Annotated in this window: 12 protein-coding genes; 6 read left to right on the top strand and 6 right to left on the bottom strand. The window is 71.5% G+C overall.

What is annotated here, in order from left to right; genetic code table 11:
- Nucleotides 1-9: 9 nt before the first annotated feature.
- The 3 genes from RBJ65_RS13730 to RBJ65_RS13720 are packed head-to-tail and all read right to left on the bottom strand — an operon-like array spanning nt 10 to nt 2,833.
- Nucleotides 10-921: an ABC transporter ATP-binding protein gene (locus tag RBJ65_RS13730; protein ID WP_306324005.1), complete on the bottom strand. Its 912-nt coding sequence runs from the start codon at nt 919-921 to the stop codon at nt 10-12.
- Nucleotides 918-1,820 carry an ABC transporter permease gene (locus tag RBJ65_RS13725; RefSeq protein WP_372341461.1) on the bottom strand — a complete coding sequence of 301 codons (903 nt, stop codon included), beginning with the start codon at nt 1,818-1,820 and terminating at the stop codon, nt 918-920. The genes RBJ65_RS13730 and RBJ65_RS13725 overlap by 4 nt, the downstream gene beginning before the upstream one ends.
- Nucleotides 1,817-2,833 carry an ABC transporter ATP-binding protein gene (locus RBJ65_RS13720; protein WP_306324033.1) on the bottom strand — a complete coding sequence of 339 codons (1,017 nt, stop codon included), beginning with the start codon at nt 2,831-2,833 and terminating at the stop codon, nt 1,817-1,819. The genes RBJ65_RS13725 and RBJ65_RS13720 overlap by 4 nt, the downstream gene beginning before the upstream one ends.
- Nucleotides 2,834-3,041: 208 nt before the next feature.
- Here RBJ65_RS13720 and RBJ65_RS13715 point away from each other — a divergent pair, with 208 nt between their 5' ends.
- The 6 genes from RBJ65_RS13715 (at nt 3,042) to RBJ65_RS13690 (ending at nt 9,974) form a co-directional block, all read left to right on the top strand.
- The gene (locus tag RBJ65_RS13715) at nt 3,042-3,884 is read left to right on the top strand and encodes a M24 family metallopeptidase (protein WP_306324004.1); all 843 of its coding nucleotides are present in this window, start codon (nt 3,042-3,044) and stop codon (nt 3,882-3,884) included.
- Nucleotides 3,885-3,895: 11 nt separating this feature from the next.
- On the top strand, nt 3,896-5,674 hold the full coding sequence (locus tag RBJ65_RS13710; protein WP_372341462.1) for an SDR family oxidoreductase: 1,779 nt from the start codon (nt 3,896-3,898) through the stop codon (nt 5,672-5,674).
- A complete protein-coding gene (locus RBJ65_RS13705) occupies nt 5,671-6,633 on the top strand; it encodes a metal-dependent hydrolase (RefSeq protein WP_306324002.1) in 963 nt (320 codons plus the stop codon). Before RBJ65_RS13710 ends, RBJ65_RS13705 begins: the two co-directional genes overlap by 4 nt.
- Before the next feature lie 106 nt (nt 6,634-6,739).
- Nucleotides 6,740-7,690, top strand: a complete 951-nt coding sequence (locus tag RBJ65_RS13700) for a MerR family transcriptional regulator (RefSeq protein ID WP_306324001.1) — start codon at nt 6,740-6,742, stop codon at nt 7,688-7,690.
- A gap of 302 nt (nt 7,691-7,992) precedes the next feature.
- Nucleotides 7,993-8,946, top strand: a complete 954-nt coding sequence (locus tag RBJ65_RS13695) for an LLM class flavin-dependent oxidoreductase (RefSeq protein WP_306324000.1) — start codon at nt 7,993-7,995, stop codon at nt 8,944-8,946.
- Nucleotides 8,947-9,065: 119 nt separating this feature from the next.
- The gene (locus RBJ65_RS13690) at nt 9,066-9,974 is read left to right on the top strand and encodes a Cof-type HAD-IIB family hydrolase (RefSeq protein ID WP_306323999.1); all 909 of its coding nucleotides are present in this window, start codon (nt 9,066-9,068) and stop codon (nt 9,972-9,974) included.
- 10 nt (nt 9,975-9,984) lie between these two features.
- Here the strand turns inward: RBJ65_RS13690 and RBJ65_RS13685 are convergent, their stop codons facing one another.
- The 3 genes from RBJ65_RS13685 to cydD all read right to left on the bottom strand — a co-directional run bounded on the left by RBJ65_RS13685 (nt 9,985) and on the right by cydD (nt 16,470).
- The gene (locus RBJ65_RS13685) at nt 9,985-11,046 is read right to left on the bottom strand and encodes a M23 family metallopeptidase (protein ID WP_306323998.1); all 1,062 of its coding nucleotides are present in this window, start codon (nt 11,044-11,046) and stop codon (nt 9,985-9,987) included.
- A gap of 136 nt (nt 11,047-11,182) precedes the next feature.
- On the bottom strand, nt 11,183-12,913 hold the full coding sequence (locus RBJ65_RS13680; RefSeq protein ID WP_306323997.1) for a GAF domain-containing sensor histidine kinase: 1,731 nt from the start codon (nt 12,911-12,913) through the stop codon (nt 11,183-11,185).
- A 47-nt stretch (nt 12,914-12,960) separates the two neighbouring features.
- Nucleotides 12,961-16,470: a thiol reductant ABC exporter subunit CydD gene (cydD, locus tag RBJ65_RS13675; RefSeq protein ID WP_306332132.1), complete on the bottom strand. Its 3,510-nt coding sequence runs from the start codon at nt 16,468-16,470 to the stop codon at nt 12,961-12,963.
- Nucleotides 16,471-16,508 lie beyond the last annotated feature (38 nt).

The raw sequence follows: 16,508 nt of genomic DNA, 5'->3' as shown, positions 1-16,508 counted from the left end.
CAGGGCCTCCTACGCCGCGACCAGATACGAGAAGACGGACTCGAGGGACTCGTCGGACGGCGAGACCGTGAGCAGCCGGATGCCGTGCGCCTGCGCCACCTTCGGAAGCAGCGTCGTGAAGCGGCCGAAGTCGACCGCCTGGATGTGCAACGCGCCCTCCTTGAGGTCGACTTCGATGCCCGCCGTCGACGGGTCCGCGATCAGTACGGCGGCCAGGGCGCGGTCGTCGCTGGAGCGGATCAGATAGCGGTGCGGGCGGTCGGTCATCAGGCGGCGGATCTTGCGGAAGTCACCACTGGCCGCGTGCCGGCCCGCGACGATCACCTCGATGTGGGAGGCGAGTTGCTCGACCTCTTCGAGGATGTGCGAGGAGAACAGGACGGTGCGGCCGTCGTCCCCCATGCGTCGCAGCAGGTCCATGAGCTGCATGCGCTGGCGCGGGTCCATGCCGTTGAACGGCTCGTCGAGCAGCAGCACCGACGGGGTGTGCACGAGCGCGGAGGCCATCTTCACGCGCTGCCGCATGCCCTTGGAGTACGTCGAGATCTTGCGGTCCTGCGCGTACTCCATCTCGACCGTGGCGAGGGCCTCTTGGGCGGCCTTCTTGCCGAGGCCGTGCAACTCGGCGTTGGCGACGACGAATTCGCGGCCCGTGAGGAAGTCGTACATGCCCTCGCGCTCGGGGACGATGCCGATGTGCCGGTAGATCTGTTCGTTGCGCCAGATCGGCTGGCCGTCGAGGGTCACCGAGCCGTTCGAGGGGGCGAGGAAGCCGCCCATCATGTTGATGAGCGTGGACTTCCCCGCGCCGTTCGGGCCGAGGAGGCCGGTGACGCCGGGGCCGATGTTCATGGTGACGTCGTTGACCGCGACGACGTTGCCGAACCAGCGCGAGACGTGGTCGATTTCGATGGCAGTCACAGTCCGACCTTCCGGTAGCGGCGCATCAGCAGCCCGTAGGAGCCGGCGATGAGCCCGAGGACGACGAGCAGGTAGACGAGGCCCTGGCCGGCCGAGGGGCCGTGCATCCCGGGGAAGGACGAGCTCGCCCCGAGGAAGGCGGTCTGCACGCCGTCGATGAGCGTGATCGGTGAGAAGAGCCCCAGCCAGGTCACCGCCCCGCCGTTGTCCTGCGCGTCGGCGATCGCCTGGACCGTGGACACGGCGCCGTAGGAGATGGTCAGTACGGCGATGACGGCGGCGATGCCGAAGCCGCGGCGCGGCGTGACGGCGGAGACGACGAGGCCGATCCCGGCGAAGAGCAGCGACAGCAGCGCCACGGATACCAGTCCCTGGGCGAATCCCTTGGTCTGCTCCGCGAAGTCCAGCTTGGCGAGCAGAGAGCCTACGTAGAGCACGATCAGCGGCGCGGCCGTGAGGATGAACAGGGCCGACGTCATGGCGGCGAACTTCGCGACTACGTAGTCGACCCGCTCGATGGGGCGGGAGAAGTAGAGCGGGATCGTCTTGAAGCGCAGGTCCAGGGAGACCGCGTTCGGCGCGGCGGACGCCACGTAGAGGCCGATCACCGCCTGGAGGATGACCGCGTAGCGCGTGTAGTCGACGGGCAGGTCGTTCGCCTTCGTGGCGACGGCCACCGCGACCATGATCAGCGCCGGGACGCACATGACGATGAAGAGCAGCATCGGCAGCACCTTGGACTTGGCCGAGCGGCCGAGTCCGTAGGCCCCGCGCAGGCTCTGCGAGAAGAGCGAGCGGCGGGCGTACGCACGGCCCAGGCGCGGGCCGTCGTAGTGGCGGTAGCCGATGTTGTGGATCTGGGTGGACGCACGGTCGGTGGGCATGGGCTCGGTGGTCATCGCGCCGCGCCTCCTGTCTGCTGCTGCGCCGCGGCGGTGGCCGCCCAGGCGGCGGCGCGCTCGGACTCCTGCTCCTGCTGGGCCTCGGCCTCGGGGCGGAAGACCTCCGCGATCTGGTGCCTGCGCTGTTCCATCCGGACCAGGCCGAGGCCGAGGTCCGCGACGACGTCGCGCACGACGTCGTACGTCTCCTCGCCCTGCGCCGTGATGAGGACCGTGTGTCCCGCGCCGGGCAGTTCGCCGCCGGTGCTGGTTTCGATGCCCCGCTGTGCGAAGGCCTCGCGGAGCGCCTTGGTGCCGTCCGGGTGTTCGTCGCTGTCGGTGACCTCGATCGCGAGCGTCGCCGTGGCCTGTGTGAAGTCCGTGGTGGAGCTGGAGCGCAGCAGCTTGCCGCCGTCGATGATGACGACGTGGTCGCAGGTGCGCTCCAGTTCGCCGAGCAGGTGCGAGGTGACGAGGACGGAGATGCCGAAGTCGGTGTGCACGCGGCGGATCAGGCCGAGCATGTCGTCGCGGCCGACCGGGTCCAGGCCGTTCGTCGGCTCGTCAAGGAACACCAACTGCGGGTCGTGGACGAGCGCTTGGGCCAGCTTCACGCGCTGCTTCATGCCCGTCGAGTAGCCGCCGATGGGGCGGTAGCGCTCCTCGTACAGGCCCACGTGCCGCAGCGTGTCCGCGGTGCGCTCGCGGGCGGCGGTGGGCGGCAGGCCCGACATGCGCGCCATGTGGACGACGAGCTCGGTGGCCGAGACGTCGGGCGGCAGGCAGTCGTGCTCGGGCATGTAGCCCACGCGCTCCCGGATCTCACCGCCCTTCGTCGCGACGTCGAGCCCGAGCACTTCGGCACGGCCCTCCGACGCGGGGGACAGACCAAGAAGAATCTTGATCATGGTGGACTTGCCGGCTCCATTGGCCCCGACGAGTCCGGTCACCCCGGGCCCGATGTCCATGGTCAGCCGGTCAAGCGCGGTCACCCTCGGGAACCGCTTGCTCAGGCTTTCGGTCGCGATCACAGTCACGGTTCGACCGTAGTGGCGCAGGCCACACCAATTCGTCAGACCGTGGGGTCGACCTCGTATAAGACCTGAGTATTACGGGTCCCTAGGGGTCCTCCCTGAGTAGCCCACACAGTCCGTGCACACCCCTTGACGCCGCCGCCAGGCATTGTCACATTCATCAGTGTCAAGTTACGAACGCGTACGGCGACGGGCGGACGGTGGCATGACCTCAGCAGTGGTGCGTGAACTCTCGGCGGAGCTGCGGGGGTTCAGAGAAGTGCAGAAGCTCGCGTACGCCTGCGCGGAAGCGGTCGCCGGGCAGCTCAAGCCCGGGGTGACCGAGCGCGAGGCGGCGCGGATGCAGCGGGAGTGGCTGCGCGAGCGCGGGGTGCGGGACTGGTTCCATCTGCCCTTCGCCTGGTTCGGGGACCGCACGGCGTTCGTCAACTTCCGCGTACCGCTGCAGTTCTTCCCGACGAACCGGAAGCTGGAGGCGGGGATGCCCTTCATCCTCGACATGGCTCCGGTCCACCAGGGCTACACCGCGGACATCGGCTACTCGGGCTGCCTCGGCCTCAATCCCGTGCACGACAAGCTGCTTTCGGACCTCGAGGCGCACCGCGAGCTGATCCTGCGCGAGGTGCGCGAGCGCCGCTCGCTGCGCGAGATCTACGAGGACGTCGAGCGGCTGATGGTCCGCCAGGGCTATGCGAACCGGCATCGCGCGTACCCCTTCGGCGTCATCGCGCACAAGGTCGACCGGGTCAAGGAGCGGCGGATCAACCCCACGCTGTTCGGCTTCGGCACCCAGTCCCTGAAGGGCCTGGCGAGCGACGCGCTGCACGGGCACCGGGACGGCTGGTCACCGCTGTGGTCCCCGTACAAGTTCTCCGACCACCCACCGACGCCGGGCCTGTGGGCGGTCGAACCGCACCTCGGATTCCGGGGCACGGGCGCCAAGTTCGAGGAGCTGCTCGTGGTCACGGACTCCAAGGACCCGCAGGAGAGCGCCTTTTGGCTGGACGACGATCTGCCGCACGTGCGGCGCTGGGCGGAGGGCATCTGATGACGGACCTGATGAAGATCCATGGCGCGCGCGAGCGCTCGGTGCACACGGGCGGCGTCGAGCTGTGCGTCGTCGAGCTGGGCGAACCCGGTGGGCCGGAGCGGCCGACGGTGGTCCTCGTGCACGGCTACCCGGACTCCAAGGAGGTGTGGTCCGAGGTCGCCGCGGGCCTCGCGGACCGCTTCCACGTGGTGCTCTACGACGTCCGGGGGCACGGCCGGTCCACCGCGCCGAAGCCGCTGCGCGGCGGCTTCACCCTGGAGAAGCTGACGGACGACTTCCTGGCGGTCGTGGACGCCGTGAGCCCGGACCGGCCGGTGCACCTGGTGGGGCACGACTGGGGTTCGGTGCAGTCGTGGGAGTTCACCACGACCGCGCGCACCCAGGGCCGCATCGCGTCCTTCACGTCGATGTCGGGCCCGTCCCTCGACCACTTCGGGCACTGGATCAAGCAGCGCGTGAAGCGGCCCACACCGGCGAAGGTGGGCCAGCTCCTCGGCCAGGGCGCCAAGTCCTGGTACGTGTACATGCTGCACACGCCGGTGCTGCCCGAGCTCGCCTGGCGCGGCCCGCTCGGCAAGCGCTGGCCGAAGATCCTGGAGCGCGTCGAGCGCGTCCCGGCGGGCGACTACCCCACGAAGTCGCTGCCCTCGGACGCCGCGCACGGCGCCTGGCTGTACCGGGACAACGTGAGGGCGCGACTGCGCCGCCCGCGCGAGGACGCGTACGCGCACGCGCCCGTGCAGCTCATCACGCCCCTCGGTGACGCCTTCCTCTCGCCGAAGCTGTACGACCAACTGGAGCTGTGGGCGCCGCAGTTGACCCGCCGCGTACTGCCCGCCAAGCACTGGGTCCCGCGCACCCGCCCCGATCAACTCACCTCGTGGATCACCGAGTTCGTCGACGCGAACGAGGAGCAGGGTCCCGATCTGCCCGCGCGGCGCCCTGCGGCCGACGGCAAGTACGCGGACCGGTTCGGCGGCCAGCTGGTCCTGGTGACCGGTGCGGGCAGCGGCATCGGGCGGGCCACCGCGTTCGCCTTCGCGGAGGCCGGCGCGCGGGTGATCGCCGTCGACCGGGACGCCGAGAGCGCCGCGCGGACCGCCGAGCTGGCCCGGCTCATCGGCGCCCCGGAGGCCTGGGGCGAGACCGTCGACGTCACCGACGAGCAGGCCATGGAGAAGCTCGCCGCGAAGGTCGCGGACGAGTACGGCGTGGTCGACGTCCTGGTGAACAACGCGGGGATCGGCCTGTCCGGCTCGTTCTTCGACACCACCCCGGAGGACTGGAAGAAGGTCCTCGACGTCAACCTGTGGGGCGTCATCCACGGCTGCCGCCTCTTCGGCAAGCAGATGGCCGAGCGCGGTCAGGGCGGGCACATCGTGAACACCGCGTCCGCGGCGGCGTACCAGCCCTCGAAGGCGCTCCCCGCGTACTCGACCTCCAAGGCCGCCGTCCTGATGCTCAGCGAGTGCCTGCGCGCCGAGCTGTCCGGGCAGGGCATCGGGGTCTCCGCGATCTGCCCCGGCCTCGTGAACACGAACATCACGGCGACGGCCCGCTTCGCCGGGGCCGACGCCGAGGAGGAGAAGCGCCTCCAGAAGAAGTCCTCGCGCCTGTACGGCCTGCGCAACTACCCGCCGGAGAAGGTCGCCGACGCGATCCTGACCGCCGTCGTGCACGACAAGGCGGTCGTCCCGGTCACCCCGGAGGCCCGCGGCGCCCACCTCATGTCCCGCTTCACACCCAAGGCCCTGCGCGCGGTCGCACGGATGGAGCCACCCCTGTGAGCACCGACGACACACCAGGCACGAAGAAGGGCGAGCACTACACGATCACTCCGCGCCGGGTCTCCTTCGACTGGGAGACGACGCCGCTGCACTGGATACCGGACGAGCCGACCGCCACGCACGTCATCAATGTGCTGCATCTGCTGCTGCCCGCGGGAGAGCGGTGGTTCGTACGCGTCTTCAAGGAGGGCCTCCCGCTGGTCGAGGACCCCGAACTCCTCCAGGACGTCAAGGGGTTCATGGGCCAGGAGGCCACGCACAGCGTCCAGCACGCCTACGTACTCGACCACCTGGCCGCCCAGAAGCTCGACACCGCGCACTACACGAAGTACGTCGACTTCCTCTTCGAGAAGCTGCTCGGCGAGACGCCGCCCCTGGGCGTGCCGATACCCGAGCGCGAGTGGCTGCGCTACCGGCTCTCGGTGATCGCCGCGATCGAACAGTTCACGGCGGTCCTGGGCAACTGGGTACTGGGCGCCGAGGCCCTCGACCGCGCGGGCTGCGACGAGGCCATGCTCGACCTGCTGCGCTGGCACGGCGCGGAGGAGGTCGAGCACCGCTCGGTCGCCTTCGACATGTACCAGCACTGCGGCGGCCGGGGCGCGCCCCGCTACGCGCGACGGGTGGCGGGGATGGCGGTCACCGCGCCCGTGATGCTCTACCTGTGGGCGTGGGGCGCCGCGTATCTCATCCGCCACGCCCCTTCCCCAAGCTCTTCGAGCAGGGGACACCCCATGCTAGCCGGGCGCCCGCGCTACTCGCTGGCCGAGCACAACAGGGCGGTGCGCAAGGGCCTGTTGCCGTCCTGGCGCGAGCTGGGTGCGGCCATACCGCGCTATCTGCGCCGGTCGTACCATCCCTCGCAGGAAGGTTCGCTGCGCAAGGCCGTCGACTATCTGTCGACCTCGCCGGCCGCGAGAGCCGCGGCGGGCGCGATCGGCCGCTCGGCCATCGCCTGACAGCGGCGATCACTGACGTGGTGGACCGCCGACGCGGTGGACCGCCGGCGTGGGTCGCGGGCGTGGATCGCGAGCCTTCCACAGGTACGACCTAGGGGCGTGAGGTGTGACGGAGCAGTCGGTCGCCGAGTACCGGATCGAGGACCTGGCCCACCACAGCGGTGCCACGGTCCGCACGATCCGCGCCTACCAGGACCGTGGGCTGCTGCCCCGGCCCGAGCGCCGCGGGCGGGCCAATGTGTACACGGACGCGCATCTGTCCCGGCTGCGCCAGATCGCCGACCTGTTGGAGCGCGGCTACACCCTGGCGTCCATCAAGGAGTTGCTGGAGGCCTGGGACGCGGGGCGCGGCCTGGGCGGCGTACTCGGTCTGGTCGCGGAGGTGGACGGACCGTGGACGGACGAGCGGGCGGGACGCATCACGCGCGCGGAGCTGGACGCGAGGTTCGGCGGCGAGCCCGATGAGGTCGCTGTGCGGGACGCGATCGAACTCGGTGTGCTGGAGCGCGTTCCGGGGACGGACGACGAGTTCCTCGTCCCGAGTCCTCAAGAGCTGGCGGTGGCAGCCGAGTTGCACGCGGCGGGCGTCCCGCTGTCCGCGATTTCCGGTCATCTACGGGAGTTGAGGGGGCACGTCGAGCATATAGCGGCGCGTTTCCTGGAGTTCACCACCGAGCACGTCTTCGCGCGCTATCTCGGCCCGCAGCCGCCGACGGACGCGGAAGCGGCCGAGGCCGCTTCGCTCGTGCGGCGTCTGCGGCCGCTCGCGCAGCAGTCGGTCGACGCCGAACTGGCCCGCGCAATGCGGCTGTTCGCCACCCAGCACCTCCGTCGGCACCTGTCCGAAGGACCGGCCGCCGAGTCGTCCGACGAGCCGCAATTCGTCGCCATACCGGCCGACACAATGCAGGCCGTAAGCAGGCTTGTTGGTCCCGAGCACGTCTCGGCGTTCGTCGCGGCGGCGGCCGAACGAGAGGTGCATACAAGGACATTGGACGCATTGACGTCAAGTTCCGGCAATATTCCCACTGTTGCCCAAAAGGGCTCTATCACTTGAGAGTTGTCCACAGAAACGCCAATTCCCTTGTGGATAACTTGAGTTGGCTGTGGATCAAACATGAGAGGCAAAATTTCTGGAAGAAATCTGAGGGAATCCGAGAGGGACTCGGGAGGAATCCGAGAGGCACGCGAGAAGAATCCGGGAGGCGCACGAAAGGGATTCGAGAGGGGGGCGACGGAGAGCCGAGACGGAGGCGGGGAAGGGCCGAGAGGCGCGAGGAGCGTCGCCGTTCCTCCACGCTACCCGCGGTTTCCCGGCCCGGCCTGCCGAGCGTCGGGCCTGCGCATACGCTCGCAGGCATGAACGAGAACGCTCCCGCCACGCCCCCTCGCCCGCTGCGCCTGAGCACCGTGATCCTGCCCTACCGCCGCTGGCACGAGGGCGCCCGCGAGGCATGGCTGCGCGCGGAGGAGCTGGGGTTCCACACCGCGTACACGTACGACCACCTGTCCTGGCGCGTGCCGTTCCGGGACGGGCCGTGGTTCGGGGCGGTCCCGACGCTGACGGCCGCGGCGACCGCCACCGAGCGGATCCGCCTGGGCACGCTCGTGACCTCGCCGAACTTCCGGCACCCCGTCACGCTCGCCAAGGAACTGCTCACGCTCGACGACATCTCCGGTGGCCGGATCACGCTCGGCATCGGCGCGGGCGGCACCGGCTTCGACGCGAGCGCCCTCGCGCACAGCGGGCAGGAGCCGTGGACGCCGCGCGAGCGGGCCGACCGCTTCGCGGAGTTCGTGCCGCTGCTCGACCGGCTGCTCACCGAGGACACCGTCTCGTACGACGGAACGTTCTACTCGGCGGGCGGCGACGTCGGCGCCCAGAACATTCCAGGCTGCGTGCAGCGCCCCCGGCTGCCGTTCGCCGTGGCCGCGACGGGCCCGCGCGGCCTGAAGCTCGCCGCGCGGCACGGGCAGGCGTGGGTGACCACCGGCGACCCGAAGCTGTACGAGAACGGCACGCCGGAGGAGTCGATTCAAGCCATTCGCGGGCAGGCGGCGAAGCTGGCCGCCGCGTGCGAGGCCATCGGCCGCGACGTGGACGAACTCGACAAGGTCCTGCTCACCGGCTTCACCCCGGACCGGACCCGCCCCCTTACCTCCGTCGACGCTTTCGTGGACTTCGCGGGCCGCCACCGCGAGCTGGGGTTCACCGAGATCGTCCTGCACTGGCCGATCCCGGACACCGCCTTCGCGGCCGACCAGAAGACCTTCGAGTCGATCGCCACGGAGGCCCTGACCCAACTCGACTGACCTCGACCACGCCGGAGCGAACTCGCCCGGAACCGAAGCCGTAACGCCACGAACCGGACGGGGCGCATGAGCCAGGCGCACACTCATATGTGCGCCCCGCAGCACGCCCGTGCACGCATATGCGCGACGATGGGGCGGTGACCTCACCGAATCCCGGGCCCCGGATTCCGGCCCCCACCGCCCCCACGCCCCGGCTGATCGCCACCGACCTCGACGGCACGCTGCTGCACGACGACAAGACCGTGTCCCCGCGCACGGTCGACGCGCTCGCCGCCGCCGAGGAAGCCGGCATAGAGGTCTTCTTCGTCACCGGTCGCCCGGCCCGCTGGATGGATGTCGTCAGCGACCATGTGCACGGCCACGGCCTGGCGATCTGCGGAAACGGCGCCGCCGTCGTGGACCTGCACGGCGACGCGGGCCGGCACCGCTTCGTCAAGATCCGCGAGCTGGCGGTCCCGGACGCGCTCGACGTCGTCCGCATCCTGCGCGCGGGCGCCCCCGGCACCACCTTCGCCGTCGAGCGCACCGGCGGACTGCACCACGAGCCGGCGTACCCGCCGCTGCACATGGAGGCCGGCGACACCGTCGCCCCCGCGGAGAAGCTGCTGGCCGCGGACTTCGAGGGCGCGGCCGTCGCGGACCAGCCGGTGCTCAAGCTCCTCGCGTACCACCCCGAGCTCGGCCCCGACGAGTTCCTGGCGCTGGCCCGGTCCGGCGTGGGCGACAGGGCGGCCGTCACCCGGTCCAGCCCGAGCGCGCTCCTGGAGATCAGCGGCCCGGGCGTCTCCAAGGCGAGCACCCTCGCCATGTGCTGCGCGGAACGCGGCATCGCGCCCGCCGAGGTGGTCGCCGTCGGGGACATGCCCAACGACATGGAGATGCTCGCCTGGGCGGGCACGTCCTACGCCATGGGGAACGCGCACCCCGAGGTCCTGGCCATGGCGAGCGCACGTACGGCGACGAACAACGAGGACGGCGTGGCCCGCGTCATCGAGGACATCCTGGCCGCGCACGCCCCCACGGGCTGAGCCCTGGTGCCTACAGCTTCACGTGGCGCTCGGCGAACCACTTCACCGGGTCCACCCCGGACCCCAGGTACGGCGTGAGCCGCACCTCGAAGTGGAGGTGCGGCCCCGTCGAATTCCCGGTGGTGCCCGACTGCCCGACCCACTGGCCCGCGCGGACCTGCTGCCCCTGGTCGACGGTGATCGCGGCCAGATGCGCGTACTGCGTGTAGTAGCCGCCGGGGTGCCGCACGACCACCTCGATACCGAAGGCACCGCCACAGGACACGCTCACCACGCGGCCCGCGCCCACGGACCGCACCGGTGTGCCGATGTCGACCGCGAAGTCCTGTCCTGTGTGCCGGTGCGACCACCGCGCGCCCGCGCTGTCGAAGCCGGCGGACAGCTCGTACGTCTCCACAGGAGGCACCCACGCGCGCGTAGTCGAGTTCTTCGGCTCCTTGAGGCGTACGGAGCCCCGGCACTTACCGGCGGCGACCGATTGGTCCGCCTCCCCCTGGAGCTGCCCCCGCGCCGCTTCGAGCTTGCTCTCGATGCCCTTCTTCAGGCGTACGAGCCGTGCGGTGCGCGCCTGTAGGGAGTGCCACGCGTCCGCCGCCGCACGCTGTCCCTCGGCGAGCCTGCGCTCGGCACGTCGGCTCTTGTCCACGGCGTTGTTCAAGGCCAGGTCGGCCTGCCAGACCGCCCGTTGACCGTGCATCAGCTTCTCGGGGTTCTCGGCGAGCAGCATCTGCGCCGTGATCGGGATGTCGCCCCCGCCGCGGTACTGGGCGCGGGCGATCCGGCCGAGGTCGCCGTGGAGCGCGTCGATCTGCCGCCGCTCCCGCGCGAGCAGCCGCTCCATCGTCCGCGCCTTCGCCTTCTGTACGGAGGCGGCCCTGCGCCCCGCTTCGTAGCGCTGCGAGGCCGTTGACGCCTCTTCGTAGAGGCGCGCCACCTCCGCGCTCGCCTCGGGGCCCTCCGCTCCCTGGGAGAGCGTGGGCGGGCCGCCGAGGGCCACGAGGGCGCAGAGCAGCGCCGGGAGGACGAGCGAGGTGCCGTTGCGGCTGCCGGTGCGGCGGGGTCCTTGACGCATGCATCGGATCGTTGACCGCCGCGCGCCGGGCCTCTCCTGGAGGTGGACCGGCCGAGGGAACGCCTGCCCCGTACGGCGCAGAAACGTACCGCCAAACCAGGGAGGGGCGGCTCCGGGGGCAAGGGTGCGCCCCGACTCAGTAGGGCGCCTGCCACACCACCGTCGTGCCGGCCCCGTCGAGCCCCGTCCCGTACCAACTGGCGCCGCCGAGCGACTCGGCCCGCTTCTGGAGGTTCTTCAGGCCGCTGCGCCGCCCGCCCTCCTTGATGCCGACACCGTCGTCCGCGACCGTCAGGCGGACGCCCTGCTGCCCGTCGGGGAGGATCACGGTGCCGTCCACGACGACGTCGATACGGGTGGCCTCCGCATGCCGGAACGCGTTGGAGAGGGCCTCGCGCAGCGCCGCGATGAGGTGCTTGCCGGTGAGTTCGCCGACGACCGTGTCGACGGGGCCGAGGAAGCGGTGCGAGGGCTTGAAGCCGAGCGGCACGGCGGCCATGTTGATCTCACGGAGCACCTTGGTGCGCAGCCCCGAAGGCGCCTCCGTGGGCTCCTGTTGGAGCGCGAAGATCGCGGTGCGGATCTCCTGGATCGTGGTGTCGAGCTCGTCGACCGCCTTGCCGACCCCGGTCTGCACCTCGGGCACCACGGAGCGGCGCTGGGCGGTCTCCAGCATCATCCCGGTCGCGAAGAGCCGCTGGATGACGAGGTCGTGCAGGTCGCGCGCGATCCGGTCGCGGTCCTCCAGGACGGCGAGGCGCTCCCGGTCGCGCTGCGCCTCCGCCGTCACCAGGGCGAGCGCCGCCTGGGACGCGAACTGGGTGGCCAGGGTGCGCTCCACCTCGGTGAAAGGACGTCCCCCGCGCGCGCGGGTCATCATCAGCGTCCCCAGGACCCGCCCACCGCTCTGGAGGGGCAGCATCATGGAAGGACCGTAGTCCCGCGCGAGGTCGGTCAGCATCCGCGGATCGGTGGCCGCGTCGTCGATGAACACGGCCTGTCCGTCGCCGAGTTCGGAGATGACCTCGCTCTCCGGAGGGACGATCACGCCGAGCGCGGCGGAGGGCTCGTCCGAGTCGACGGCGACGATCTCCATGCCGCCCTCCTCCGCGGGCAGCAGCACGATGCCGGCCGCCGAGTCGGAGAGGTGCCGGGCCTGTTCGGCGACCACCTGGAGCGCGTCGTCCGCGTCGCCGCCCGACAGGAGCGCGGTCGTCACCGCCACAGATCCGTCGATCCACCGCTCGCGCTGCTTGGCCGCTTCGTAGAGGCGCGCGTTGCCGATCGCGATGCCCGCTTCCGTGGCGAGCACCCGGACCACGTTCAGGTCGTCGTCGTCGAACTCGCCGCCGTCGTGCTTCTCCGTGAGGTAGAGGTTTCCGAAGATCTCGCCCTGTACGCGGATGGGGAGGCCGAGAAACGTGTGCATCGGCGGGTGGTTCGCGGGAAACCCGCAGGAGCGCGGGTCGTCCGCGAGGTTCGCGAGGCGCACCGGGCGGGGGTCGTGGATGAGCGCGCCGAGCAGCCCCCGGTGCCCGTCGGGAAGCCGCCCGATGAGCTGGGCGGTCTCGTCGTCGACCCCGTAGTAGACGAACTCCGAGAGCCCTTCGCCGTCCTCGGCGATGACCCCGATCGCCGCGTACTTGGCGTGCGCCAGCTCGGCGGCCGTCTCGCAGATCCGGTCGAGCGTGGAGTGCAGCTCGAGCCCGGTGCCCACGGAGCGCATCGCCTCCAGGAGCTGCGGCAGCCGTGCGGTCAGCTCCGCCGACAGACCGTGAAGGGTGCGGGTCGCCTCGGTAGCCGCCTCCAGGGAGGCCGCGGCGGGCTCGGCGGGGGACTGGGCGCCGGGGTCCGTGGGTGCTGCCATGCGACGAGCCTAATTAGTACCAATTGGCGGGGAAAGTCGAGCTTGCCTCAGGTACCCGCCGCGGCCAGCGCCTCCGCCGCGCCCTCCCGCTCCCGAAGCGTCCGAAGCGGCCCGTCGACCGCGGCGAGATCGGCGTACGGGCCGCGCTGCGCGATCCGCCCGCCGTCGAGCACGAGCACCTCGTCCACGGCCTCCAGGCCGGCGAGCCGGTGCGTGATCAGCACGGTCGTCCGCCCTCGCGTGGCGTCCAGGAGGTCCGCGGTGAGCGCGTCCGCCGTCTCCAGGTCGAGGTGTTCGGCGGGCTCGTCGAGTACGAGGACGGGGAAGTCGGCGAGCAGCGCGCGGGCCAGCGCGAGCCGCTGCCGCTGGCCGCCCGAGAGCCGCGCGGCGTGCTCGCCCACCAGGGTGTCGAGCCCGTCCGGCAGCGCCTGCGCCCACTCCTGGAGCCGTACGCGGCCGAGCACCGCCCACAGTTCGTCCTCGGTGGCGTCCTTCTTGGCGAGCAGCAGGTTCTCGCGGAGGCTGCTGTCGAAGAGGTGCGCGTCCTGGGCGCACAGCCCGACGAGCCGCCGGACCGCGTCGCCGTCCAGCGCGGACGCGTCGACGCCGCCGAGCGTGTACGTCCCGGAGTCCGCGTCGAGGAAGCGCAGGAGGACCTGCGCGAGGGTCGTCTTGCCGGATCCCGAGGGGCCGACGACGGCGACGCGGCGGCCGCGCTCCAGCGTCAGGTCGACGCCGGCGAGCGCGTCCCGGTCCTGGCCCTCGTAGCGGGCGGTGAGCCCGCGGACGACGAGCGGGAAGGGGGCCTGCGGCGCCTGTGCGGGCCGTTCGGGCTCTCGTACGGGTTCGGGGGCGTCCAGCACCTCGTAGACCCGCTCAGCGCTCTTGTGGACGCGCTGGCGGTGCTGCACGGCGAGCGGCAGGCCGAGCACCGCCTCGAACGCGGCGAGCGGCGTGAGCACGACGACCGCGAGCGAGACCCCGTGGAGCTGCCCGGTGCGCACGCCCTGGATGCCGACGAGCGCGGCGGCGGCCACGGTGAGCCCGGTGATCAGCGCGGTGAGCCCGTCGCCGAGCGCGGTCGCGGTGGCGGCGCGCGAGGCGATCCGCGTCAGCACGGAGTCGGCCTCGTCGGCTTCCTTCCTACGTCGCCCGAGAGCGCCCGCGACCGTCAGTTCGGCGGTGCCGGTGAGCAGTTCGGCCGCCTTCGTGGCGAGCACCCCGCGCGCGGGGGCAAGGCGTCGCTCGGCGCGCCGGGACACCGCTCCGGACAGCAACGGCACCCCGATCCCCGCGAGCAGCAGCCCCACGGCGAGCACGGCGCCCGCGGCGGGCAGCAGCCACGTGGTGAACGCCACGGATCCCACGCCGACGAGCGCGGCGACCGACGCGGGCAGCAGCCAGCGCAGCCAGTAGTCCTGCAGCGCGTCCACGTCGGCGACGAGCCGGGACAGCAGATCGCCGCGCCGCGTCGTGCGCAGCCCGGCAGGGGCGAGCCGCTCCAGGCGCCGGTACACGGCGACCCGGGTGTCGGCCAGCATGCGCAGCACCGCGTCGTGCGACACGAGCCGCTCCAGGTACCGGAAGATGGCCCGCCCGATGCCGAACGCGCGCGTGGCCGTCACCGCGACCATCAGGTAGAGCACCGGCGGCATCTGCGAGGCCCGCGAGATCAGCCACCCGGACGTCGCCATCAGGCCGACCGCGCTGCCGAGCGCGAGCGCCCCGAGCAGCAGGGCGAGCACGAGCCGCGAGCGGCGCGGCCGGGCGGCGTCGCGCAGCCGCGCGAGCACGTGCCGCCGGTCCGCGGCCGCGCCGTCGTCCCGCGCTGCCTGCGCGGGGGCGGCCTCGACCGCATCGGCGACGGCCTGCTCGGCCACGCCTCCCCGCGCCACGCCGCGCACCTGCGCCGGCACCGCGGCACCGGGCGCCTCGATCCGTACGACCCGGTCCGCGACGGCCAGCAGCGCCGGACGGTGCACGACGAGCAGCACGGTCCGCCCCACGGCGAGCCTGCGCACCGCGTCGACGATGCCCGCCTCGGTCTCACCGTCGAGCGCGGCCGTCGGCTCGTCGAGCAGCACGACAGGCCGGTCCGCGAGGAACGCCCGCGCGAGCGCGAGCCGTTGCCGCTGCCCGGCCGAGAGCCCGGCACCGTCCTCGCCGAGCACGGTCGCCACTCCCTGGGGCAGCGCCTCTACGAACTCCAGGGCCCCGGCCTCCCGCAGCGCGTCGAGCACCGCCGCGTCGTCGGCCTCCGGGCGGGCGAGCCGTACGTTGTCCGCGATCGACCCGGCGTACAGCTGCGGCCGCTGCGGAACCCACGCCACGCGCGCGTGCCACGCCTCGCGCGACACCTCCGCCAGGTCGACGCCGCCGACGCGGATCCGCCCACTACAGGGACGTACGAAACCCAACAGGGCGCTGATCAGCGTCGACTTGCCCGCTCCGCTCGGCCCCACCAGGGCCACAGTCTCGTTTTCGGCGACCTGGAAGGTGACGTCGGAGACGGCCTCCGAGGAGCGCTCTACGTAGCGAACAGAAACGCCTTCAAACGCGATTCCGCCGGCCGAAGGAACCTCCCGCGCACCGGACTCCGGCAGCGGCGCCTCCAGGACGGCGAAGATCTCCTCCGCCGCGGCGAGCCCCTCGGCCGCCGCGTGGTACTGCGCGCCCACCTGCCGCAGCGGGAGGTACGCCTCGGGCGCGAGCACCAGGATCACGAGCCCGATGTAGAGGTCCATCTCGCCGTGCACGAGCCGCATGCCGATGGTCACGGCGACGAGCGCGACCGACAGCGTGGCCAGCAACTCAAGGGCGAACGACGAGAGGAAGGCGATCCGCAGGGTGCGCATCGTCGCCCTGCGGTACTCGCCGGTGATCTTGCGGATGGACTCGGCCTGCGCCTTGGCGCGGCCGAACACCTTCAGCGTCGGCAGGCCCGCGACCACGTCCAGGAAGTGCCCCGAGAGCCGCGACAGCAGCCGCCACTGACGGTCCATCCGGGACTGGGTCGCCCAGCCGATCAGCATCATGAAGATCGGGATGAGGGGCAGCGTGCCGACGATGATCGCCGCCGACACCCAGTCCTCGGTGACGACGCGGGCGAGCACCGCCACCGGGACCACCACCGCGAGCCCCAACTGCGGCAGATAGCGCGAGAAGTAGTCGTCGAGGGCGTCCACGCCGCGCGTCGCGAGCGCCACGAGCGACCCCGTCCGCTGCCCGCTCAACCACCCCGGCCCGAGCCCCGCGGCCCGCTCCAGCAGCCGCCTGCGCAGCTCCGACTTGACCGCCGCGCTCGCCCGGTGCGCGGCCAGCTCGGTCAGCCAGGACACGAGCCCGCGCCCGGCCGCAACCGCCACCAACAGCAGTAGCGGCGTCCGCAGCCCGGCCACACCGAGACCGTGCTGGAACGCGCCCACCACGACCTCGGCGATGAGCATCGCCTGCGCGATGACCAGGCCCGCCCCGGCGGCGCCCAGGACCACCACCGCGATCAGGAAGAGGCGGGAGGCCCGGCCGTACCGGAACAGACGCTGGTCGATCGGTTTCACGTGAAACACACCCTCACGTAGGCGAGTTGAGCAAGACG

It is taken from the genome of Streptomyces sp. KL109B, assembly GCF_030766935.1.
In the GTDB taxonomy this organism is placed as follows: Bacteria; Actinomycetota; Actinomycetes; order Streptomycetales; family Streptomycetaceae; genus Streptomyces.
This window is presented reverse-complemented; position numbering and strand designations above follow the sequence as displayed.

What these genes read in the sequence shown, in the direction of transcription:
- RBJ65_RS13715 (WP_306324004.1), top strand. Translation starts at nt 3,042, where the DNA reads ATGACCTCAGCAGTGGTGCGTGAACTCTCGGCGGAGCTGCGGGGGTTC.
- RBJ65_RS13710 (WP_372341462.1), top strand. Translation starts at nt 3,896, where the DNA reads ATGAAGATCCATGGCGCGCGCGAGCGCTCGGTGCACACGGGCGGCGTC.
- RBJ65_RS13690 (WP_306323999.1), top strand. Translation starts at nt 9,066, where the DNA reads ATGCGCGACGATGGGGCGGTGACCTCACCGAATCCCGGGCCCCGGATT.
- RBJ65_RS13725 (WP_372341461.1), bottom strand. Translation starts at nt 1,820, where the DNA reads ATGACCACCGAGCCCATGCCCACCGACCGTGCGTCCACCCAGATCCAC.
- RBJ65_RS13695 (WP_306324000.1), top strand. Translation starts at nt 7,993, where the DNA reads ATGAACGAGAACGCTCCCGCCACGCCCCCTCGCCCGCTGCGCCTGAGC.
- RBJ65_RS13680 (WP_306323997.1), bottom strand. Translation starts at nt 12,913, where the DNA reads ATGGCAGCACCCACGGACCCCGGCGCCCAGTCCCCCGCCGAGCCCGCC.
- RBJ65_RS13685 (WP_306323998.1), bottom strand. Translation starts at nt 11,046, where the DNA reads ATGCGTCAAGGACCCCGCCGCACCGGCAGCCGCAACGGCACCTCGCTC.